General features: G+C 48.5%; 25 protein-coding genes and 3 pseudogenes. 4 read left to right on the top strand and 24 right to left on the bottom strand.

Going from position 1 to position 22,000, the window contains the following annotated elements:
- Positions 1-429 precede the first annotated feature (429 nt).
- The 7 genes and pseudogenes from GPK90_RS04105 to GPK90_RS04135 form a co-directional block, all read right to left on the bottom strand.
- Positions 430-855: a hypothetical protein gene (locus tag GPK90_RS04105; RefSeq protein ID WP_055155944.1), complete on the bottom strand. Its 426-nt coding sequence runs from the start codon at positions 853-855 to the stop codon at positions 430-432.
- A 42-nt stretch (positions 856-897) separates the two neighbouring features.
- The gene (locus GPK90_RS04110; protein ID WP_005946132.1) at positions 898-1,095 is read right to left on the bottom strand and encodes a helix-turn-helix domain-containing protein; all 198 of its coding nucleotides are present in this window, start codon (positions 1,093-1,095) and stop codon (positions 898-900) included.
- Positions 1,073-1,573 (bottom strand): RNA polymerase sigma factor, encoded by a 501-nt coding sequence (locus tag GPK90_RS04115; protein ID WP_004853592.1) that lies wholly within the window; start codon positions 1,571-1,573, stop codon positions 1,073-1,075. Before GPK90_RS04115 ends, GPK90_RS04110 begins: the two co-directional genes overlap by 23 nt.
- 116 nt (positions 1,574-1,689) lie before the next feature.
- Positions 1,690-2,394, bottom strand: a complete 705-nt coding sequence (locus GPK90_RS04120) for a zf-HC2 domain-containing protein (RefSeq protein WP_054324686.1) — start codon at positions 2,392-2,394, stop codon at positions 1,690-1,692.
- Positions 2,387-2,899 carry an RNA polymerase sigma factor gene (locus tag GPK90_RS04125; protein WP_003533443.1) on the bottom strand — a complete coding sequence of 171 codons (513 nt, stop codon included), beginning with the start codon at positions 2,897-2,899 and terminating at the stop codon, positions 2,387-2,389. The genes GPK90_RS04120 and GPK90_RS04125 overlap by 8 nt, the downstream gene beginning before the upstream one ends.
- A 257-nt stretch (positions 2,900-3,156) precedes the next feature.
- Positions 3,157-3,285: pseudogene (locus GPK90_RS04130) on the bottom strand (Maff2 family protein); the annotation flags it as partial.
- A gap of 219 nt (positions 3,286-3,504) precedes the next feature.
- Positions 3,505-3,750: pseudogene (locus GPK90_RS04135) on the bottom strand (VirD4-like conjugal transfer protein, CD1115 family); the annotation flags it as partial.
- 735 nt (positions 3,751-4,485) lie between these two features.
- Here GPK90_RS04135 and GPK90_RS19750 point away from each other — a divergent pair.
- Positions 4,486-4,692 carry a DUF6199 family natural product biosynthesis protein gene (locus tag GPK90_RS19750; RefSeq protein ID WP_334291862.1) on the top strand — a complete coding sequence of 69 codons (207 nt, stop codon included), beginning with the start codon at positions 4,486-4,488 and terminating at the stop codon, positions 4,690-4,692.
- A 17-nt stretch (positions 4,693-4,709) separates the two neighbouring features.
- Positions 4,710-5,732, top strand: coding sequence for a hypothetical protein (locus GPK90_RS04140; RefSeq protein WP_055221986.1), 1,023 nt, complete (start codon positions 4,710-4,712; stop codon positions 5,730-5,732).
- A 198-nt stretch (positions 5,733-5,930) separates the two neighbouring features.
- Here the strand turns inward: GPK90_RS04140 and GPK90_RS04145 are convergent, their stop codons facing one another.
- The 7 genes from GPK90_RS04145 to GPK90_RS04175 form a co-directional block, all read right to left on the bottom strand.
- Positions 5,931-7,571, bottom strand: a complete 1,641-nt coding sequence (locus tag GPK90_RS04145) for a recombinase family protein (RefSeq protein ID WP_215702228.1) — start codon at positions 7,569-7,571, stop codon at positions 5,931-5,933.
- A gap of 72 nt (positions 7,572-7,643) precedes the next feature.
- Positions 7,644-7,811, bottom strand: a complete 168-nt coding sequence (locus GPK90_RS04150; protein ID WP_171027916.1) for a hypothetical protein — start codon at positions 7,809-7,811, stop codon at positions 7,644-7,646.
- A 267-nt stretch (positions 7,812-8,078) separates the two neighbouring features.
- Positions 8,079-9,437: a virulence-associated E family protein gene (locus tag GPK90_RS04155; protein WP_055221981.1), complete on the bottom strand. Its 1,359-nt coding sequence runs from the start codon at positions 9,435-9,437 to the stop codon at positions 8,079-8,081.
- Positions 9,397-10,050 carry a CHC2 zinc finger domain-containing protein gene (locus GPK90_RS04160; RefSeq protein WP_333491344.1) on the bottom strand — a complete coding sequence of 218 codons (654 nt, stop codon included), beginning with the start codon at positions 10,048-10,050 and terminating at the stop codon, positions 9,397-9,399. The genes GPK90_RS04155 and GPK90_RS04160 overlap by 41 nt, the downstream gene beginning before the upstream one ends.
- Positions 10,051-10,097: 47 nt before the next feature.
- Positions 10,098-11,342, bottom strand: coding sequence for a plasmid recombination protein (locus tag GPK90_RS04165; protein ID WP_117760454.1), 1,245 nt, complete (start codon positions 11,340-11,342; stop codon positions 10,098-10,100).
- A gap of 474 nt (positions 11,343-11,816) precedes the next feature.
- Positions 11,817-12,122 (bottom strand): hypothetical protein, encoded by a 306-nt coding sequence (locus GPK90_RS04170; RefSeq protein WP_055222220.1) that lies wholly within the window; start codon positions 12,120-12,122, stop codon positions 11,817-11,819.
- Positions 12,106-12,399, bottom strand: a complete 294-nt coding sequence (locus GPK90_RS04175) for a hypothetical protein (RefSeq protein WP_055222221.1) — start codon at positions 12,397-12,399, stop codon at positions 12,106-12,108. The genes GPK90_RS04170 and GPK90_RS04175 overlap by 17 nt, the downstream gene beginning before the upstream one ends.
- A 361-nt stretch (positions 12,400-12,760) precedes the next feature.
- Here GPK90_RS04175 and GPK90_RS04180 point away from each other — a divergent pair, with 361 nt between their 5' ends.
- Positions 12,761-13,609 (top strand): helix-turn-helix domain-containing protein, encoded by an 849-nt coding sequence (locus GPK90_RS04180; protein WP_055266762.1) that lies wholly within the window; start codon positions 12,761-12,763, stop codon positions 13,607-13,609.
- Between the two features lie 80 nt (positions 13,610-13,689).
- On the opposite strand, the gene GPK90_RS18975 is transcribed toward GPK90_RS04180, so the two are convergent.
- The 10 genes and pseudogenes from GPK90_RS18975 to GPK90_RS04230 form a co-directional block, all read right to left on the bottom strand.
- The gene (locus GPK90_RS18975) at positions 13,690-13,992 is read right to left on the bottom strand and encodes a hypothetical protein (RefSeq protein WP_055219875.1); all 303 of its coding nucleotides are present in this window, start codon (positions 13,990-13,992) and stop codon (positions 13,690-13,692) included.
- A 12-nt stretch (positions 13,993-14,004) separates the two neighbouring features.
- Complete coding sequence (locus GPK90_RS04190; RefSeq protein WP_055219873.1) at positions 14,005-14,187, bottom strand: hypothetical protein; 183 nt, start codon at positions 14,185-14,187, stop codon at positions 14,005-14,007.
- 14 nt (positions 14,188-14,201) lie between these two features.
- The gene (locus tag GPK90_RS04195; RefSeq protein WP_055219871.1) at positions 14,202-14,579 is read right to left on the bottom strand and encodes a TnpV protein; all 378 of its coding nucleotides are present in this window, start codon (positions 14,577-14,579) and stop codon (positions 14,202-14,204) included.
- Positions 14,580-14,676: 97 nt separating this feature from the next.
- Positions 14,677-16,272, bottom strand: a pseudogene (locus GPK90_RS04200) (VirD4-like conjugal transfer protein, CD1115 family); the annotation flags it as partial.
- Positions 16,269-16,769, bottom strand: coding sequence for a PcfB family protein (locus GPK90_RS04205; RefSeq protein WP_118040969.1), 501 nt, complete (start codon positions 16,767-16,769; stop codon positions 16,269-16,271). The gene GPK90_RS04205 and the pseudogene GPK90_RS04200, both read right to left, overlap by 4 nt.
- A gap of 90 nt (positions 16,770-16,859) precedes the next feature.
- Positions 16,860-17,606, bottom strand: a complete 747-nt coding sequence (locus tag GPK90_RS04210; RefSeq protein ID WP_002569245.1) for a BRO family protein — start codon at positions 17,604-17,606, stop codon at positions 16,860-16,862.
- Between the two features lie 36 nt (positions 17,607-17,642).
- On the bottom strand, positions 17,643-18,521 hold the full coding sequence (locus tag GPK90_RS04215; protein WP_215702229.1) for a DUF6017 domain-containing protein: 879 nt from the start codon (positions 18,519-18,521) through the stop codon (positions 17,643-17,645).
- A gap of 284 nt (positions 18,522-18,805) precedes the next feature.
- Entirely contained in the window at positions 18,806-19,078 is a 273-nt protein-coding gene (locus tag GPK90_RS04220; RefSeq protein WP_118041055.1) for a DUF5720 family protein, read from the bottom strand.
- An 11-nt stretch (positions 19,079-19,089) separates the two neighbouring features.
- Complete coding sequence (locus GPK90_RS04225) at positions 19,090-20,019, bottom strand: ParB/RepB/Spo0J family partition protein (protein WP_118040975.1); 930 nt, start codon at positions 20,017-20,019, stop codon at positions 19,090-19,092.
- Positions 19,976-20,797, bottom strand: a complete 822-nt coding sequence (locus GPK90_RS04230) for a ParA family protein (RefSeq protein ID WP_118040977.1) — start codon at positions 20,795-20,797, stop codon at positions 19,976-19,978. Before GPK90_RS04230 ends, GPK90_RS04225 begins: the two co-directional genes overlap by 44 nt.
- Before the next feature lie 699 nt (positions 20,798-21,496).
- Here GPK90_RS04230 and GPK90_RS04235 point away from each other — a divergent pair.
- Entirely contained in the window at positions 21,497-21,820 is a 324-nt protein-coding gene (locus GPK90_RS04235; RefSeq protein ID WP_243022391.1) for an RrF2 family transcriptional regulator, read from the top strand.
- The last annotated feature ends 180 nt before the right edge of the window (positions 21,821-22,000 follow it).

Consider the following 22,000-nt stretch of genomic DNA (forward strand, 5'->3'; position numbering starts at 1 on the left):
CTTTCTCGCCCGACAGGGCGCATGAGCAGGGTTTGGGGAAGGCACTCCCCAACAAGATTTACCAAAGGGGGCAAAACCGCAGATATGCGGATTTTGGCACCGTGGTAGAATCTTGCTCTAAAAAACTACCGCTTTCCTCGGCGGCTCTGGTTTGCGGATATACTGGCTTGCTCCACCAATATAGCGATTGCGGTGGCGTGTTCTGCCCGCTGTTCACCACTACAACGGTGAAAAGGGGGCGTTTTGGCAAACGCAGCGGAAATTTTTTTGTTTTCCCTGTCTGCTCCCTACAACAATCCGGCGGTGTGGTTTGCCAAAGATTTTTGAAAATGGGCGCAAAAAAAGCAGTAAACCTTTTCAAGATTTACTGCTTATCTGCCGCTGTGATGGGTGGCGGTATTAAATTGTCAGCCGTTTTTCAAATGGAATTTATCTGCAATCGCTTTCTTTCTGCTTTCCAATTCCTTTTCTGTAATCTTCCATAATCCTAACGCAATGATCTGCTATCTTTTGCATTCCGAGTTCTTCAAAAAAGGCAATTTGTATTTTCATCAGTTCTTCACAAACAGTCAACTTCTGCTCATCCATATTGCTAATAGCAAGCCATGGGAACGCTTTATATTTCTTAGTGTCCCCAATGAGAAAATTGTACCCTATCAACTCATTTTCACGGAAAACGAAATAGAATTGTGGGCCTGAACCTGGAACTGACTTTTCCATAATTTGCTGCATTGTTCTCACGCCGCCGTATGCCGGAAAAAAACCTATTCGCTCAAGAGCATTTAATATGTCAATCCTTTTATCTGTGGGTATGTCTCTATAATTGATAATCTGTTCCATTTGCTCTACCCTCATTGAAGTTTAATTTGTCAGGCTCTAATTATACAACTTTTCTGTTTAGCGGTCAAAGCGGAACTTCAACAGGCTTTCTATCAGTTGCCTGACGATATGCTCCTGCATATCCGTGTTAATCTGTCCGTCCATTTTCGCACAAGAGCGGATATATCCCGCATAATGGGATAGGACGGCGGCAACAGCTTCCGGGTCGCCCTCGCTTGCCTTAACGATTGTCTCATAGGGAAGTAGCTGGCTCATAGGACAAACCCTCCAACTCTGCCCGTAGCCGCCGTAAAATCATCTGAATACGCCGCCCGGTTGTGTTGCCAGCCCGTCCATATCTCCGTCCAATCTCCCTATGCGTCAATCGTTGGAAGTAGTACAAGAAAATGATTTCCTGTTCCATCTGTGATAGTGCGGACAGGGCTGCGGCAAGCTCTGGACTTTCCAAAAGCACCATCTGACCACAGACGAAAAGCGGATAGCTGGTCATGCCGGATTGCTCCGCAAAGTATTTATCTGTGGTACTGAATGGATAGTGTTTTTCTTCTATCAGATATTCAAGCGAGATTTCCCGCTTGCGGCGGCTCCGTATGCTCCGGGCTGCGTCTATGGCAGCGTGGCGAATAACAGTCTTGCAAAAGGCATCGTGTGTATGCCGGATATGTTCTTGATACTTTTCGTGTTCGGTCATGGAAAATCCCCCTTTCTGAATAATGGCAGAGGGCGGCAGCATCTTGTGCTGTCGCCCTCTTGATTACCGAACAGCAAAGACGGGCGGGGCTGTCAACGGCGGCGCATTTGCGCCGTTCATCTTGACCGTTGACAGGCTCGGCTGGGTTTGCTATCTGCTCACGGCAATTCACTCTCATTGATAGGAATTGCCTCAAGTTCCGTATTCAAATTGTTCCAATAAGAGCCGATATCCGCACTTGTGAAATACTTAAAACCGCCTGCTGCTGACTTCAATTCGCCGTTTTTAACCCCATAGCAGGCGTAAATCAAATCGTAGCTTGTTCCATCTGAGAGGTTAAATCTAAAGCTGGTCACATCTGCTCCGGCAGTTTCCTCAGTCGTTTTGTCTTTTAGGGATAAGCCCTTGAACTTATCATACAGGGTCTTTATATCATTTTCAGCAACAACTACTTTCTTTTCTGCTGATGCAGGCACTCCGTCATAGTGGTACATTTCAACGTTTTCGACATCTTCAACCTCAAATGGGAAGTTGATTTTGACAGGCTCATAAGCAATGTTTATAGGTAACAGAAAGAGAGCTGTAAAAATTGCAATGATACAAAGAGCGATGGAAACGAGAACAGCAATCGTTATCTTTTTTCTGCCTCTCTGCTTTTCTTTTGCCTCATGGCGCATAATAACGCTTTCGCTTTCTTCGTGAAGAACATCTTCGCTCGTGTGAGAAAGCAATTTCTGATAAATTGCGTTACAGTCAGCACAGGCGTTCAAATGCTCTTTTACCATCTCTGCGCTTGCTTCGCTGCAAGCACCGTCAACATACAGCGGAAGAATATCTCGAACAATATCGCATTGTTTACTCATGCTTTTCATCCATCCTTTCTTGAATTTTTAGCTTTGCACGATGATAAGTAACTCTCGCCCATGATTCTGTTTTTCCAAAAATTGCAGCGATTTGTGAAAAAGATAGTTCCCCGAATACGCGAAGCTGAAAGACTTCTTTGTATGGTTCTTCCAAACGGTGAAGAACGAGGTGTATGCGGAACGCCATGTCAGAATCTGCAACTGAGTTCTCAACATTTTCATTTGATGGCAAGTCATTGATTTCACTCACATCAGCTACTCGCTGACGGCTTCGCATTTCATCATGGTAAAGGTTTTTTGCTATGGAGCAGAGCCATGTCAATTCATCTGACTTACCTTTGAATTGTGATGTTGTAGAAACAGCCTTATAGAATGTGTTCTGCGTGATTTCCTCTGCTATCTCACGATTTTTGGCAAGAGAAATAGTATACGAGTATACCTGTAAATAGTAGGCTTTATAGAGCTTTTCATAGTCCATACTTGTCATCACCTCCTTCAGCTTCATAGGTTAGACGGAGAAATCGGAATTTCGTTACAAAGAAGTTTGAAATTTTTATACCTTTACGCTACTCTTGCTTTGTGCGGACTATTGGTAGACGCGCATTAACGGCAAGTAAAGAGATTGCTGTGTCAGCTTGATATGTTCAAATGCTAATTAAGTATAGCATACAGCTATGAATTTTTCTATTGCGTTCCCCTGACTTCGGAATAGTGGCAGGGCTGGCTATCCTTGTTTTGCTTTGTGCTTCTCTACCGTACATGAGCATTTGCGCCCGGATTATCATTTCCGTAGCCCTCCAAGAGATTGATAACGCCCCAGATACCGAGACCGGCACCGAGCGCGATAACGAGGGTCTGAAGAACGGTAATTGCCTGTTCAAAAAATGCCATATAGTTTGTTAGCCGGAATCTGATTAAAAAATAGGTTTGTCATGTTTCATAGGCATACAAAAGCCGGAACAATCTGCCGCCCGGTTTCCGGGGGCATGATTCCGGCTGTCCTCCTTTTTCATTATTTTTTCTTGCGATTGTCCGCTTTGTACGCCAATGGCCCGTAGAGGGCAGGTGCGGCGAATAGATAAGATCACTCCCTTCAAAAGCGGAACGAAGTTAAGCGCCATTTGTGTCTACTTCATATACATCGCAGACCTCATTGGGCTTGAGTTTCAGCCTTGCGGACAGGAATGCTTCAATGTCAAAAGCGTTCTTGTCATCTGCGTCGGCAGTGTACTTGAAATTGGGGTGCTTGGTGATGTCGTACTTATCCGAAAGGAAAGGACGCACACCGCGCAGCTGGAGAATACACTTGCCGCCATCCATAACAGCAAGCTCATCCTGGCTCATCAGCTCTTTGCCACATTGTCAAGTGATGAATTCAAGAAAACGGCAGCCGCAAAGAAAAATCTTTGTGGCTGCCGTTCTAATTGGCGGCTTGAAGCAAAAAAATCCCCGGTTGTACCAGGGAAATAAAAACTTTAGTATAGCCTAAAAGAGAAAGCTAGCGCCTTGAGGCGCGGCCAAGTAGAGTGGGCTTAAAGCCTGCGTCCCGAGCCACCCGTTTTACGGGTGGCAGCGACTCCTTGTCTGTTTATCTTATACTTGTCAATTTATATTATCCAATAATGTGAATTATAATATGACAGTACGGATGCATATTATAGAAACATAACTTTGAAAGAATCAAGCATAACCTGTGGAGTGACTCTTCAACGGATAAACTATTTTCACTTCATACAGTTCCGACATATGGAATAAGGAACACCAATCGCCCTCAATACAACTTTCTTTCTATTAGTTAAAAATGCACATAATCAAAAAAGAAAATCGACTTATTTTAGACAAATTCATTGACAAGTTCTGCTTTAGGTGATAAAATAAAAGTGAAAAGTCGAAATTTATATTGTTGGGAGGTAAGACCGATGATTTGTTTTAAGGTTAAGTTGCCTAACTTAATAATGGAGCATTTTTACCGACGCTGCCAGCTTTGGAGGCTTAGAATTAAAATTGTTTCTATTTGCGCATAAGTTAGGCATGATTATTTGTCTACTTATGCGCTTTTTTATTTGAATTTTCAGTATTAGCAGAAAGGAAGTGTTATACATAGATAACATATGGCTTATCCTTTTGCTTCTATTAAGTTTTTTTATGATTTTTAAGCCGGAACTTTTATGGAAAATTGAACACTTCTTTTCTGTAAAAGGCGGTGAACCTACAGATTTATATCTTGGTTTGATGCGGGTTGCTGGAGTATTCTTTTTTATTGCATCCATCATTTGCATTATTGTTTTGGTTTTATAAGAGAAGGGGGGCTTTTAATGAAAAAGCTAACACGTAAGATTGTTGCACTTACTCTTTCCTTGGTTATGTGCATAAGTTTTTCTAACACTACTTTTGCTTATGCCGACAACGAGAATATCAGTTCTTCTGCTGAAGCAAGCAAAGTGAATTGGTGGAAGATTGGCTGGATTATCCTTTCAGATTATGTGGAAAAGCTTATCGATCTCGATGGACAGAGTGAAAAGGATAGTAGTTGGGCCTATCTTGTTTCACCTAGCATAGAATATAACACGGGTGATATGGGGCCTGAGGTTTATTTTCGTCCAGAAGTAGATAACAGCGTTGGTTCTATCCGTATGCATGGACATAGGATTATCTTTGTCGATATTTTTACACAGATTGCACTCATCTTGTCAGATGCCTCTGGTGATACGGTAAGTCAAGCAACTACTGGTACAAATCAGTATATGTTTTATACAAAGAAAGCAGGAGACAGTTCTGGTACATGGAAAGCACAGTTTGTTTCAACTGAGACATACAAATGGCAGTTGTATTATGCCCATTATTACAATGCCAATGCTCGTTCAAGTGTTCCTATGACGGAAGATGGATTTTACTTTGGGGATAATAACAGAGTTTATCAATTCTCTGTTGCAGAATCTTACAGACTTAATTCTCTTCCTCCAGAGGTTGTTGATATGACACAACTTAATGCTCAATTTATTAATCCTGCTGATGGAAAAACTGTAGATTATCTCAAAGACTTTAATGCTGGAGATCAAGTTCATTTCTCTGATATAATTATTGACATTAGTTATGATGCGACTGAGGATGCGACTACATTTTATTTTACCGAGGATACTTATGAGGAAAACATAGGATGGAAATTTGCAGGAAATCTTCTTGACCAATATTCCGCTGGTGATGTTCTGAATCTAACTTTTGATGTGTTGAATGTCGGAAACTATCAGGGCATTACTTTTGAAAGCCTCGACTACTTTGAAGCAGCTTACGCGCATAATAACGGTGCCGCTTATCCCAATATTCAAGATTACCAATAATTTGATTTTGACATAAGGACTTATAGAAGAGGGCGTGTTGCGGATAATTTTCTGCAACGCGCCCTTTTTAGTATGCTTTAGCAAAATAAAGTTATCCCTTTTACTCTGGCCAAAGGAATAACTTTATTGCCTGATAGCATTAAAAGAAAATTGTTGTATCACTTTTGATATAAATTAAAAGTATTTAGCGTCTAAATTCTACCTTGACATTTCCCCAACAAAATTGTAAATAATCTTAACCTCCTGTGTCCTCTGACCATCAATCTTCTTGATTTCTCCAATCAGAATCCGGCTAATGAGCCGGTTCAGCACCGCCTCGTCCAGTTCCTCGATGGCGGCATAGCGCCGGATTTCCTTGATAAAAGTGCGGACTTCGCTTTCTTGCGCATCGGCACGACCTTGCATCATTGCCAGGTCATGCAGGCGTTTCTGGTTGGATTCCTGCTCCTGTTCCAGCGCCGCCGTCAGCTTCACAAACCGCTGCTCGGTCAGGATGCCTTTGGCCTTATCGGTGTACAGGCTCAGGAACATCCCGTCAATTTCCTGATTTCGGGCTTCCAGCCGCAGGCGTTCCTTTTCTGTCTGGGAGGCGTCCACCAGATACCGGTGCTCCATCCGGCGGCTGAGCCGCTGGTAGAACGCATCGGCATCCTTCATAGCCTGCGCCGCCAGTTCCTGAATGTCTTTCAGCACCAGATTGTATAAATCCCTGGCCTCGATCTTGTGGCTGGAACAGACCTTGCAGCCCATGCGGTTGTAGGTCTGGCAGATATAGTACGCCTTGTCAATCGGCTCCCGCATTTCGCCGGTGAAGCGGTTCTTCCCGGTTCGGCCCACTTTCTCATACCGCACCTGCATGGACTTCCCGCAGGTGGCGCAGTAGACCAGACCGTGGAACAGATTATAAAAGGGGCAGGAATTCCCCTGAATGGTCGGCCTGCGGTCAATGAGTTCCTGCACCTGTTCCCATTCCTCCGGCGTCACAATGGCCTCATGGCAGCCCTCGATCACTTCCCACTGGTCACGGGGAATAATGTCATAGGTGTTGGAGCGGATGCCTTTCTGATGCGTCCGAAAGACCAAATGTGCGCCCTTATAGAATGGATTTCTCAGGATGTGACTGATTCTGGCTCCGCCCCAGAAATAATAGTTGGCGTCAAACTCCGTGTTGGCTTTGACATGGGTGATTGGGATTTTTTCTTCCATCAGACGTTTGGAAATCCTCATGCAGCCCAGCCCGTCAAGGGCATAGTCATAGATTTTGCGGATGATTGGCGCTGTCTCAGGGTCAATGATGAGATGCCCCTTGTCCTCCGGGTCACGCATCAGGCCGAAGGGCGGCGTCCCTCCGCAGAACTTCCCCTGCCGGGAGCGGGTGGTGATGCCTGCCAGCACCTTTTTAGAAATATCCCGGCTGTACATATCGTTCAGGATATTCTTAAAGGGCGTAATGTCCATCTCCTGACGGGTCAGGCTGTCCACGCCGTCCGTGATGGCGATATAGCGTACATTGTGTTTGGGGAAAAAGATTTCGATATAGCTGCCAGCTTCAATATAGTTCCTACCAAGCCTGGATAGGTCTTTGGTGATGACGCAGCCGATCTTCCCCGCCTCAATGTCAGCGATCATGCGCTGGAAGGCAGGGCGGTTGAAATTGCGGCCCGTATAGCCGTCATCCACATAATATTCATACTGGAACATTCCATGCTTTTCAGCAAAGTCCCGAAGCATGATTTTCTGGTTGCTGATGCTCATACTCTCGTTGTCGCCGCCGTCATCCAGAGAGATGCGGCAGTAGAGAGCGGTGATTTTCTTATAGACTTGTTTTTTCCTGCTCATAGCGTTCTCCTTCTATGAACAGGGACACGATACCATTATAGTACCATGTCCCTGCCCCTGAATCAACCGTTTTTACGCAGCGTTTTCGGCCATTTCCCGCTGCTGACGCCATTCCTCGAAGTGTTCGCAGGTCTGACGCTCAATCAGCTGCTCAAAGGCTTCCCGCATGGACTTCTCCCCGGAGAACTCCCGCACCACCACAAAACGGACTTTATTTTTCTGCTGTTTGCTTTTTTCCATAGGCTACCTCCATAGAGTAGCAGGCCAGACGGCAGCACTGGCAACGAAGTCCGGCAACGAACCTCTGAAAACCTGTAAACTACCGTCTGACCTGCAAATCTTACTTTATCAATTTTCTTGAAAAATCTCGTTGTTTTCGTTGCCGGAGATAGAGATAGATATTAGAAAATACCTTATTTACAGGCTTTTTCCGTATCCAGACCGGAGAATCCCCGGCAACAAACCCGGCAACCAAGTGGCAACCATCCCGGCAACAGACCGCTAATTTTATGCGATCCACTCCTTCGGCAGTTCCAGCTGGCAGCATTCTTCCTCGGTCAGCTCCACAAATCCATCTTCGTTGCCGGGCAGTTCGTTGCCGGAAACGTCCCGTTCCCAGCCCCTCTGCCTGCCATATCCGGTGAACATCCGGGGATTGGAGAATGGTTTCCAGCCCGTCACCACCGTGTTCATGATCTCGTTGATATTGTGCAGCTGCCACCGCTTCGGCTCATCGTAGGTGTGGCCCAGCGCCTCCTTGAACAGCTGTTTGGAGCAGACCATGCTGCCGGTGTAGTGTTCCAGAAAGCCCTGTATCTGTCCGGCCTCGGTGTCCTCCGGCATGAAATCCTTCTGCACCTCCACCAGCTGGCGCTGGATGGACTTGCTGAACTTCATAGAGTAGTGGCCGCTGCGGTAAATCGTCATGGCCTCCGCCCAGACCTGTAAAAGATAGGCTCTGGAGGCGTCCTCGTCCTCCAAAATGTGAACCTCTGCATTCTCCGGGTAAATCATGATCGGCAAAAAGCGCCGATTTCCGGCCCGGTCAAGGGGCAGGAAGTCCAGTGTGTTGGACGAACCGCCGAACACACACTGCCGCAGCCGGTCTTTGGGCTGGGCCTCGTAGGGCGTCCGGTAGGTTTCCTTCTGGCGGCTGATAAAGGAGCGGATTTCTTCAATGCTTTTGGCGCTGCTGGTAGCCAGCATCTCCGACATTTCGATAATCCAGTGTCCTTGCAGCTTCAGATACACCCTGTCATCGTCCAGTTTTTTCAGGTCGTCACTGAACCACTCGTCCCGGATCGCCAGCAAGCGGAAGAAGCTGGACTTGCCAGCCCCCTGACCGCCCACCAGACAGAGCATTTCCTCATATTTGGAGCCGGGGCGGAATACCCGCCGGATAGCCCCCAGCAAAAAGTGTTTCAGCATTTCCTCCACATAGTCGCTCTCGTCCGCACCTAAGAAATGATGGAGACAGGAGCGGATGCGGGGCGTCCCGTCCCAGACAAGGCCGTTTAGCACGTCCTGTATGGGATGGTAGCAGTTCTCATTCGCCACGATGGAGAGCGCCGCCGTCATCTTTTTCTCACTGGTCAGGCCATAGGTCTGCTCAAAATAGAGAAGCAGATATTTCACGTCCGTATCCGTCAGGGCACTGGTATTCCTGCGCCAGCCTAAATCCTGTACAATGTCCACCCGGTCAGTCAAAAGGTTCAGGCGGATCGCCCCACGCAGGAGAGGGTCATGGCAGAACACCGTCCGGCAGTTGCCGATGGTGTTGGCGGGCTGGCCCTTCTCGGTGACGGACAGGCTTTCCCGCACCTCATCAACGCTCCGCTCCGGCGCTAAGGCTTCGGCTGCGCTCATGGCGGCCTGCCGGGTGGCTAGCGGTAAACTCTGATATTCGCTGCTCAATCTTCCTCACCTCTTTTCCATACTCAGCGACCACGGAAGCACGTTCCTCCATGCTGCCGGACAAGAGAATATCCAGCAGATATTCCGTGTACGGTTTCTTTTGCAGGGCCTCCACGAACAGCGGATTCCACGCTTCATCCGGCGTCTGCGGGGCGTATTCCTTCTCCCAGCGTTCCAGCAGATGCAGGTAATTGCACAGCACCCGGAAACATTTCTGCTCCGCCTGCCGGTAACGCAGTTCCTCGCTGATTTTTCGCTTGACCGGCCTCCTGCGGGGCGGGTCATGGCCTTTGGCGTCATAGTGGACAGAGAAATCCTCCGCCAGCTTCAGCGCCGCCTCCTTACTGCTCAGACTAAACAGACGGGCGGTAAAATCAATCACATCCCCATCTGCCTGACAGCCAAAGCAGTGGAACCGATGGTCAATCTTCATACTGGGATGTTTGTCATCATGGAAGGGACAGCAGGCCATGCCATTCCTGCCAACCTGCACCCCGTAATATTCCGCAGCCTGCCTTGTGGTGACAGACTCCTTCACCGCTTCAAATATATTCGATTTTCTCACCTCCAGGCAGAGAAAAAAGCACCCGTTTCCGCAGAAAATCAGGTGCCTCATAACTCCATATCGTGTTTCTTTTTCGGAGCAATCCGCCCCTCACGTTCCCAGCGTTCCCGGTTATCTCGGTCAGCGTTCAGCCTGCCTTTCGCCAGCTTCTCCCGGATGGATTCTCTGGCCTTCTCCTTAATCTGCTCCTTACCGGCCTTCTTGACCTCCGGCTGCATGAGAGTTTTCTGGATTTTTGCCAGGGCGTTCTGCATGACCCGTTTGATTTTGGTAATCACTCCATCCAGACGGGCGGCAGCGTAGTCACGCTCCTTCTTCGGGGCCTTGCGCTCCGGCGAAAGCACCCATTTTTTCGATTCTTCCACCAGACGAATATCTTCCTTGTGTGTCTCCTGCCGGACGGTATCGGTCACCACCTCCACCGCCTTGTCATAGGCCGCATCGGAAACATCATCTAACAGCGTCTCCACGTCCTCGATTTTGAGCGTCAGTTCTTCCAGCTTCTGCTCCTGCGCCGCAAGCTGCTCCTTCTGCTTCATCAGGATATAATCCTGTTTTTCCAGATAGTCCCGCCCGCCGTAGGACGGCTCCTGATCCAGATGCAGCCCATGCCGTCTGGCGATGTCAAACAGGATCGTCCGGCAGACCGCATCAAAGGTCTGCTTGCGGTTGTTGTTCCGGCCTTTGGGCTTCTCCGGGTTGGGGAGAGGGATGCCAAGTTCTTCCAGCGCCTTTTCCTGCTGGGGGCACAGTTCCCCATAGCGGTTCTCACAGTCAAAGACGTGCCGCTCATGGATGTGGGGCGTCCCCTCGTCCAGATGGAGCGCCCAGTCCAGGATGTGGATATGGGAACCGAAGCGGCGCTCAAATTCCTGATAAAACTCATTGACGATGGAAAAGAGCGTATCCGGCGAGACGGATTCTCCCATCGTGCCGATCTGGTAGATACTTTCCTCCGGGCAGGTCTTGTTGTTTTTCAGCAAGTCCTCCACAGTGCGGTTGCGCTCGGTGTGCCGGGTTTTCTCATTCCGGGCGTTCTGAGCTTCCACATAGCCGCCGTAATGCTCGTAGTAATACATCCGCTCGATTTCCTCAAAGCTGAAATCCGGCTGCTCCGGGTTCTCCCGGAACTCATGGGTGGTAAAGCCCCGGTAGCAGTCCCAGTAGACATTTTGCCTTGCCCGTTCTGCGTCAATGTGTTCGCTGTTCTCCACATCGAACCGGCGGTCATTGTGGCGGGGATTATAGGTGCCATGCTTGCCGGAGCGTCCATTGTGTCGTGTCAGTTTCAAACAGATTTCCTCCTTCCTGCGAAGATGTTCTGGGGCCGGGGAAGGGGCGGCGAAGCCGCAAATCCTGCGAATTTTGCGTCAGGTAATACCCAATACAAGTTGACGCAGGCATCAACTTTCCCTGGGCAAGGCGTTTCACCCTTGACCCGATGGGGCGGCTGCCCTCAACCTGCCAAGGCACTTCGTCCTTGACCCGATAATGGCTGCCGCCCTTAACCTGCCAATGGGCGTTGCCCCTTGACCCCAGCAGTGCGCTGCCGCCCCTGCACCCCGCCACAAAGGGCTGGCCGCCCTCTGTACTTCCGCACCGGCGAAGCTGGCTTCCACCGCAGGAACGGTGTTTGCCAGTTTCACCGGCTCCGTATCCACACATTTGCGCCCATAGGCGGGGAGTGGATACGGAATACGCCTGCGGGGATTGCCGGTCAAAACATCGGGTGCAGACCCGTCATTTTTCCCGTAAACACCCCGATTTTAGGCGATTTTTTCTTCCGTTACCACCACCTGAAAGCCATGCTCCTTTGCGTACTCCCTTGCGGCGGCTTTCCGTTCTTCGCTGTACGGAGGCACCAGCCGGATCGACAGCCGGGACTTGTCCAGCACATAGGTCACGCTGCCCTCCGGCGTGCTGCGCTCCAACCGGCACAACAGTGGGTACTTCCGGCTGAAATCAGCCAGCCTGCGCTTCAAGCTGGCGTTGAAGGTGTAGACGCTGGCAAGGTTCTCCGCCTCGTTCCAGTTGATGATGGTTTCTTTCTCATACTTAGACAGCTTCTTCATACAGATCCTCCTCATAATCGGTGTAAGATTTCAGCACACGCAGGTTGCGCTTGAGACGGCGGTACTCGTCCATCTCCATGCGCAGATGGTGATAAAAATCCTCGTACCAGCTTTCGTTCATCTCCGTCTCCACCTTCCGGGCCAGCCCCAGCATCCGGCGTTTGGCCTCCGGGTCAACCGTCAGAGCCGTCAGCCATTTCAGCCGTGTCACCGTATTGTGGTGGCTGAGACAGCCGTAAGCGTAGAGAATCTTCTTTTCTTTCATACTCAGTGTCATAATGATTTCCTCCATTTCTTTGCTGCGGAGCCATGCGCCCCGCATGATAAACTTGTTTCCTGTCCGCCGGTCTGCCTGCAAGCCGCTCCTGCCCGGAATTTCTCCCGGCGTATCGGCCTCTTTGGTGTGCTCGATTTCTGTCCTGGCGTCACTTCCCCGGAGGCCATACCCCTTGCAGCCGGTCATTCGATTTTCAAGGTTCTGTGCCTGTCTGCAAGAACCAGTTTACCGAAAAAAGAGGCCCTTTCCCGTATATCCAAAACGTCGGAAAAACGCTCGAAATCCGCATATTTCCACGCTTATGGAATCGTGCTATAATGGGTGTAATCACTGAAAAAGATAACGAGAGAGGGGGCTTTGGATGTACGCAAAGCTGACAATCCCGGAGCGGCTCAAAGACCTGCGGGTGGTGGACAAGCACCTGACGCTGGAACAACTGGCGGAGCAGACCGGCCTGTCTAAATCCGCGCTGGGAAAATACGAAACCGATGACTACAAGGACATCAGCCCGTTTGCGATTGCAACGCTGGCGGACTTTTACGGCGTGTCCACCGACTATCTGATGGGGCTGACGGAAAATAAAAATCACCCAAACACAGAACTTCAATCTCTGCATCTGAGTGATGATATGGTGGAACTTTTGAGCAGCGGCAAAATCAACAACCGGCTTCTCTGCGAACTGGCTGCCCACCCGAATTTCCGGCGGCTGATGATAGATATGGAAATCTGCATCGACCAGATCGCCAATATGCGGGTGGAGCAGATGAATCTGGTGTTGGAGGCCACCCGGCAGACCGTCATGAGCAAGTATGCGCCCGGAGAAGATGACCTCTATATGCGGACGCTGGAACTGGGGCAGGTGCAGGAAAGCGATTTTTACAGCCATGTCATGCACGATGATCTGGACAGCATCGTCCGGGACATCCGGGAAGCACACCGCAAGGACAAGACCACCGCCGACCCGCAGCCCACGCTGGATGACGTCAAGGAAAAGTTTGAACAGGCGCTCGAACAGGGCAGCCAAGAGGAAGTGGTAATCCACGAATTTTGCGACAGAATGCAGATACCCTTCGAGAAGATTTCCTCAGAGGACTTCTCTGCATTTTTGCGGATACTGAGCCTGTCCAAAATGCTCAAAAATCCCAACAACATGAGAGGAAAGGCCAAGCCGCAGCCGTACTATGCGCCCAAGCGGAAGAAACGCAGATAACAGGAAAGCCGCCCAATCTGTACCGTTGGACGGCTTTCGACCCGTTTGTGGGCGGAATAAAATATGTGGTTATACATCCGTTAGCTGACCGTTTTCATCAGCTTTTTCATAAACTTCCAGAGACGGATGCCATCTTTGAGGCCCAGCCGGTAAAAGAAGCACTCGCTTTCTGCACCAGAATCGAAAATAGAATCACAGTAGTGTCTTACAGCGTCCTTCTGTTCCTCAGACAATGCGCTGATTGCTTTTTCATACTCGTTTTCCAAGCGAAGGCAGTCCTCTTTTTTCTCCGTGCCGGTTTCTGCCTCCCGCCACTTAGCAAACTGGCTCTGCATCCGCTCCTGAATCATCAAATCAACCAATTTTTCTATATCTGTACCCATAAGCGCCCCTCCTTATGCTGGGCGGATATAATTCCGGTATGTTTCCAGGACGGAATCTGACACACCGCTTTTATATACTTTGCGGATGTCGGAGATTTCCTCTTGCTTCAGCAGTTTCAGCCATTTCAGCAGCTCAGCCCTGCCGTTGGCAAAGTTACAATAACGCCCATCGGCGTATTCGATACGGTATCTCATAGACAGGCACCTCCTTAAACAAAAATCATCTCAGAGAGGATGATTTCCTCTGCTCGGCTGCGAATGCTGTTCATGCCCCCGACCCACGCAAGCTGGTCACGGGCTTTCAGTTCCTCGGTGACACCCTCCGCCTCCTGCATCTGCGAGACGATACACGCCAGCCGGTCAGCGGCCTGTTCGTTCAGGTCAGCAAGATATGTCCAGAGTTTTCCCGACAGAAGCAGGGCATTGTACTGGCCGGGCCGGTGTTCTTGCAGAAACGCTTTGTGCATCCGGCCCCACCGCCCAATGGGGCGGCTTTCCTCCGGTAGCTCCAGATCGGGGATGTAGTAGTCTCCCACCAGCGTGTAGCTGATTCCGTTTTGATGGATTTTCTTTGGTAAATGCTCCATGTTCGACCTCCTGTATTCAGTTATTTCAGAATCCAGTTGATCGTGTCCCTGTTCATGATAAATTCAAGGCAACTGAACTCTTCACGAACAAGTATGGCATATCTTTCCCCAACTTTTGATAGTTGAGAGAGTGGGAGGTTTCCCGGCCACGGCTCTCGCCGGTGTTGTAGGTGTCGATGGTTTCCTTGCCCAGCACGGCAGCCAGCTCCTTGAGGGTGGTTGGCTCCTTACCGCCCAGGAAGATGGAAGTATCCATGTTGCCGATGATGGTATCCGCATTATCCTTATAGATCGCCTTGAGCTGACTCTGCGCCTGCAACACCAGACAGGCGGAGATCTCACGGCTTCGGATGGTGGCCACCAGCTTTTCCAGACGAGGAATCTGCCCGATATTGGCGCACTCATCAATGAGACAGCGTACATGAACTGGGAGCCTGCCGCCATACACATCGTCAGCTTTTTCGCAAAGCAGGTTGAAAAGCTGGGTATAACACATGGAGATCAGGAAGTTAAAGCTGTCATCTGTATCACTCATAATGAGGAACAGAGCAGTTTTCCGATCCCCCAGAGTATCCAGCTCCAGCTCGTCATAAGCTGTGACCTCACGCAGCTCTGCAATGTCGAATACGGCAAGGCGCGCACCACAAGAAATAAGAATCGACTTGGCTGTTTTTCCGGCAGCCAGCTTATATTTCTTATACTGGCGCACCGCAAAGTGGTTTGGCTTCTCGGCTTCCAGTGCATCAAACATCAGATCCACGGGGTTTTTGAACTCCTCGTCATCCTCACGGACTTCCATGGCGTTGATGAACTCAATGAGGGTGGAGAAGTTCTGCTCCTCCACCGGAGCCTCATAGTGGATATAGCCAATGAGCGCGCAGTACAACAGCGTCTCCGCTTTTACCCAGAAATCGTCCCCGGCCTTGCCTTCGCCTTTGGTATTGGCGATCAGCGTTGTGACCAGCTTCAAGATGTCCTTTTCGCTATGGATATAGGCGAAAGGGTTATAGTGCATTGATTTTCGGAAGTTGATGGTATTGAGGACCTTGATGCGGTACGGCTCATAAATGACCTTGCCGTGCTTATCCTTCATAGGCTTTCCGTCCTTTCCCAGTTTGGGTGCGCCCTTTTGGAGCATTTTCCCGCACTCCACCAAAATGGTTCCCTTCGGGTCTGTGACCACATAAGAACTGTGCATCTGCATCAGATTTGGTTTGAGCCAGAAACGGGTCTTACCGGAACCGGAGCCGCCGATCACCAGCACATTTTTGTTTCTGGCGGTCTTTGGGTCCTTGGGGCGGCTGTTCATGGTCAGGCTTTCGGTTTTTGTGAGAATGACATTGTTCTGGAACACCGGGTCGATGTAGGGAGCAATATCCTCACGGGTTCCCCAACGGGCAGAGCCATACTCCATGCCGTGACGGTACTTCTTGGCGTTTTTACTTTTGAGATACACCGCCAGACGCAGGCCAGCACCGCAGCACAGCCCCACCAGCAGATCCAACGGATGCAGGCTGGGCCAGAAACTTTGCAACGCCCCAGGCAGGACAGCAAACAGGGAAAGGAATTTCTCCGAAGCATTTGCCCCCCGAGCCAGCCGCCATGCCTCCCCGAAGTTAGTAGCAAACAGCCCCATCAGGAGATAGGGCAGGTTCAGCAAAACGAGCTTTTTGATGTCAAACTGCTTTTTCATCGTTCCAGCTCCTTTCGCTTGGTGCGGTCCACCACAGCATTTTTGACCATCTCTTTGAACTGACTGAGTTTTGCCAGCACAGACGGGCGTTCCGTTTTCTCGGCCTTCTTGACCTTTTTGCTGGTGTACTCGGTAAATGCAGCGGTCAGCGCATCGGCGTCACGGCCTTTGAAAAAGATCAGGTACTTGGGCGGGGAGCTGCTGCGGTCTTTCTTCACCGCATAATCCACACCATATTTCCGGGTGATCTTCTCAAATTCCTTGATGGAAGGGTCTGTGATCTCGATATTGGAGATCCCCTGATTTTGACCAATGAGCTGCTTGACGGTCTGTTTGCCGTGGGGTGTCACAGGAGCGTCACGGCTTCTCTGCTTTTGCAGCTTCTTTTCCTTGCAGTGGGCCATGTACTTGCTGATGGCGGCTTTGAGCAGCCTGCCGGTGAACTTTGTTCCACTGACAACCAGCGTTAAAGTCCTGTTTTCCACTTCTTCCTGCATTTTCATCGCCTCCTATTCCATAAAATGTGCAGGGGTGGTGCATTTCTTTCTAAGGCGGGACCACCAGCCGCCGGAGAAAATAGTGATTTATCATATCACCATCAGGATACTGTCTCGCAGTTCAGCAAAATACAGCTTGCCTTGCGGTGTTATCAGCGTATAAGAACCGGTATGTCCGTGATTGCAGTAGTCCTTTACACAAAACAGCCCTTCATTGGCTGGCTTTGCATAGGGCAGTACATTGCCGGACGCAGTGCGGTACACAAAACGCTTTTCCAGAAGAAATCGGACAAAGCGGCGTTCCGGTACATCAAGCTCTTTGGCAGTAGTTCTGAGATTGGTGCTATGCTCCAAATCAATGAACAGATCATAGAAAGCGGCTTTACCCTCCAGCTGTGCGTTTGCTATGCGCAGAGATACATTCTCCTCTCGCTCAGCCAGAAGATCCGAGCAGAGCTTGAGCAGCGCCTCCGGTGAAGTAGCTACTTCCCATAGCTTTTCTTTTGTGAGATAGGCCCCATGCTTGCGAATGGTAGGAAGAACCTCGTCAAAGACCCATTGCTCAAATCGTTCAGCTGATGGCAATTTACTGTGGACAATCAAACGATACAGATTTCCTTCACTGATGAATTTAGCTTTCTGTTCACGCCCCAAATTATCGGTGAGGTGGTAAAACGCCACCCCATCTTCTCTGCAATGTGTCTTTAGGGCGTTTACTGTATCTTTGTATCCCAGCGATTTTGCAACATCAGCGCCGCAGAACAGGTATTTCCCATTTTCCTCGACTATTCGAATGCTTCCAAACTCTGGACTATTGAAAATTTCAATCTGATTCATGCTGTGCCTCCTTTGGTGTAATACAAAAGCGGCTGATTACCAGCCGCCTGCGTGCATATCGTGATTTACCAGTGAAGTGTAGTGGTTATTCATGGTGGTAGGAGCGTTGAACAGCACTGCAAGCAGGTACTGCTTGATGTTGCGTACCTGGGTGGTGTTCTTTTGCAGACAGTCCATGACAAACTCGATATGAGAGCTGTCCAGCTTCAAAAAGCGGGAGCGTACAATCTCGTGAGGAAAGTCCGCACCAGAGATCCGGGTGGTCTTTCGTTTGGCACAGACCGTTTCTACCAACAGCTCTACAATCTCATTCAGGTCATCCAGGTAGAGAGGATAACGCTGCTTCAGACAGTCATACTCGATATTCTCTAAAATCAATTCCCAATAATTTTCTATCTCTGTGACAGACATCGCATCCCTTCCTTTCCGTTCCGGCGGTATTGCCGCCGCTGTTTCCCGGAAGGGAATGGAATCGGTATTTGATCCATGAGTATTTTGTTTTTGGGTATTTGATTTCTTAGTATTTAATTGTGTTGGATTTTCCGGTAACGGATTTACCGCTGACGGGTTTACCGTTATCGGGTTTTCCGACGACGGCTTATCCAACATCGGTTCTCCCTCGATGGGACGCTCAAAAATGGTATACTCATTGGCTGCGAATTTACCAGAAGCATCAGTTGTCTGTCTGCGCCGAATGTATCCGGCTGTTTCAAGCTCATTGACAGCAGAGCGGATTGCATCTTTGCTTTCTCGATTGATATAGCTGAGTCCTGACAGCGTATAATCCCAGTCATCAGGCAGAGATAACATCTGTGACAAGAGCCCCTTTGCCTTCAAAGAAAGCCGTTTATCCTTTAGATGGAAATTGCTGATAACCGTGTAATCGCCAGTGCGTTCTACACGAAAAACAGCCATTTACTTCACTCCTTTCATTTCTCAGGTATGAAAAAAGCCGCAATTCATAAGAGAATTGTGGCAGCGGTTAGGGTCTGTCTGTATCTTTTTTCTTGCGTCGGTAGGGGCGTTTTGGCATTGGTGGTTTATCAAACAGATCCCTTTCCTGAGAAAATGGTAAGGTTTGAAAAACACAGTCAATCTCGGTGGATTCCATATCACGCTGTGAGCGGCAATCTTCTTGAATAGCTTCTCGGATTTCTCTTACAGTACACATATTCATTCCTTTCCTTTCGTTGTATCGGTTATGAACGACGGTGTTTTTTAGGCTTGAAGTCGAGAATATGCCCCTCAATAACATGAGCATATCTCTTAATTTTGATTTCTCGCCGCTGCTGGCTTTGCAGAGCTGACTGATACCTGTCCTCTGTGAGAAAAAGCCTCATTTCGTCACCGGGTTCTCCATAAGCAGTAGGGCGCAAGACAGTAAACTCAATCATCCAGCAAGTGCTGTCCCAAAATCGCTCCACTGCAAGAATGTTGTGGCCTTTCAGCTCCCTTGCTGCAATATCTTTCATAGGCTCTCCCTTCATCGTTCCTGATCTCGTTGGCGTTTTTTCTGCCATTGTTCCAACAGTTTAATAATGGTTTCCTGCATTTTGGCCGGTGTATAGCTTTTGGGGAAATACTTTCGCAAGGTATCACTGCTCAAGGTCACTTTATCCAGATCACCCTTTTTTTCCTCTGACATGATGGCAAGCATCACATCTTCTGACAATTTCCCGTCCTGGCTGAACTTTTTCATTCGCTGAGCCTGAGAAAGAGAAGGGGTGGCCTGCTCATAGTCCATTGTTTCCACCAGCATTTGCTGTTCGTCCGGTTTCAAAAAAGAGAGTTCATAGGCTGGATTAAATGCGATTTTCTTTTCATCCACCATATCCAAAAGCTCTGGAATCAGCTCAGTCAAACGAACATATCGCATTACCTGAATACCGCTTCGTTCACCGGCTTCTTTTGCCACCTGGTCTCTGGCGCTCAACTTCTGTTCAACTTGAACAGAAGTCAGGTCTGTTCTTGCTCCTTGATGTTTAATGGCTTCCAGCTTCATTTTGTAGGCAAAAGCCCTTTCACTGGGGAGCAGATTTTCTCGCTGCAAATTGCTGTCAACCATAATAATTGTGGCAGCATCGTCATCCAAGTCGCGCACAATGACAGGCATGGTTTCTTTTCCGGCCAATTCGCTGGCTCTGCGGCGTCTGTGACCGGCTACCAGCTCATAACCGCCATCAGGCAGTGGTCTGGCAATCGCAGGAACCAACACTCCATACTTTTTGATGCTGTCTGCGGTTTCTATCATTGCATCATCATCCTTGACCTTGAAGGGGTGATCCTTGAACGGATGCAGTTCAGATAGGGGAATTTCCTGAATTTTTTCCAGTTGCTCGTCTTGCCGACTTTCTTCAGTAGTAAACAGATCATCTACCGAGGCCAGCTCTACTTTTTTCGCGCTGCTTTTCAAGTTTTATCACCTCCTGGGTCAGATTTTTGTATCCATCAGCCACCTTGCCATTGGGGTCATGGGCAAAAATGCTTTTGCCTTCGGCGCTGATTTCTTTTGCCCTGACAGAATGAGGAATCTCGGTGCCGAACACCTTGATTTTGCTGCCATAGGTTTCGCGCAGGAGAGCGGAGATTTCTTTGGCAAAATTGGTTCGGCTGTCTACCATCGTCAGCAGAATCCCATCAATTTGCAGCTTGGGATTGATTTGTCTTCGAACCTTATTGATAGTTTGCAAAAGCTGCTCCAAACCTTTAGCGGGAAGATACTCTGCCTGGACGGGGATTATAACCCTATTGGCGGCAGCCAGTGCATTGACCGTAAGCATACCCAGGGAGGGCTGGCAATCAATAAGGATATGGGAATATTGCCCCTTCAGCGTGTCCAGATATTGTCGCAGAATGGTTTCTCGGCTCATAGCGTTTACCAGAGATACCTCCATACCAGATAGCTGGATGTCCGCAGGCATCAGGTCTACGCCCTCAGGGTGGTGCAGGATACCCTCGCCGGGACGAATTGGTTCATCCATCAAAATACGGCCCATAGCGTCTGACAGTGTAAAGGGCAGCTTGTCAGGTTGGGGATTGCCCAAGCTGATGGTCAGGCTTCCCTGTGGGTCTCCGTCAATCAGAAGGACTTTCTTCCCAGACTGAGCCAGACCAATTCCAAGATTGGCACAAGTGGTTGTTTTGCCGACACCACCTTTTTGGTTGGCTATGGCAATAATCTGTGTATTCATAATTTCACCTCATTTCTTTCTAAGTTTAGATATGAAAAAAAGTGCCTGCTCTACCTTTCCTGAGAAAGATAAAACAGGCACTTTTACTGGCTCAATACCTCTTGTAATGAGCCTCTATGTATGGTAGACTATGTCCACGAGACCATAAATATAATTAAGTCCCGACGGGAATTGAACTTTTGGCTAACGCTAAAATTCGCGCCTTTGCAAACAGAGTGCAAACAATAGGGGGCTAAAATCCTTTGTTTTTGCTTGATTTTGCTTGTACGAGGTTTACAGTGAATGTGGAGAAATGCCTTGATATAACTGCATTTTCTTTATCTCCGTTGATAGGGAATATATGCACTGGGTCCATCTCCTAAGCGTGGGGTCGGAGGTTCAAATCCTCTTATGGACGCCAGCTAACAACGCCGAAAGCCTCTGTTTTCAAGGGGTTTCGGCTTTTCTTATATAAAAAGCTGCGAAAAAGCTCGTTCACTGTATGAGATAAAATTCTACTCCAAAATTTGATTTTTGACAAGCACTCCAGAATCGAACGGTTGTTATAAGACAAAATCGCCAGCTAATTTTTAGCAGAAAACGGGCTGTTCTTGCTAATGAAAATGCCCTTCCTGCTAATCAGCCCCAAAATCGTGCCAAAAATCCAGCTAATCAAAAAAGGCGGATGTTTTGAGTACCATGCTGTTATAGCAGATGAAATTGAATATCGTTATATACATAGAGCGTCTATTTGCCCCGTATTGGGGATGGATGATCTCTACATCAGAATTATCTCAGGAACTAAGTGTTCCATCCAGTTATATTCCAAAAATAACAAAAAAATTAAAACAAGCAGGAATCATAAAAGCCTGTGAAGGGATAAAGGGTGGATATCAGATTGCAAAACAGCCAGAGAATATATCTTTAAGGGATGTGATATCGTGTACAGAATCCACCATGGCAATTAGCAGGTGCCTGGAAAAAGAGGGAGGTTGCTCCAAAAATTATATAGCCTGGGAAACCCGGAGATGGCGGCGTTGCTGACGAGTCTGGCGAAGAGCTTGAAAGCTGAATAAAAATATAATAATGGAAATAGAACAGAGTCTACTGGCATTAGGAGAAATCCAGATGTGGGTGGACTTTTTGGCTGACTTGAAAAAGTAAATTCCAGTGAAAAAGTAAATTCCACCGCTCTTTTAAAAGTTGCTTATAATCTAGTGATTT

Source organism: Clostridium sp. MCC344 (assembly GCF_018785365.1).
GTDB lineage: Bacteria > Bacillota > Clostridia > Lachnospirales > Lachnospiraceae > Pilosibacter.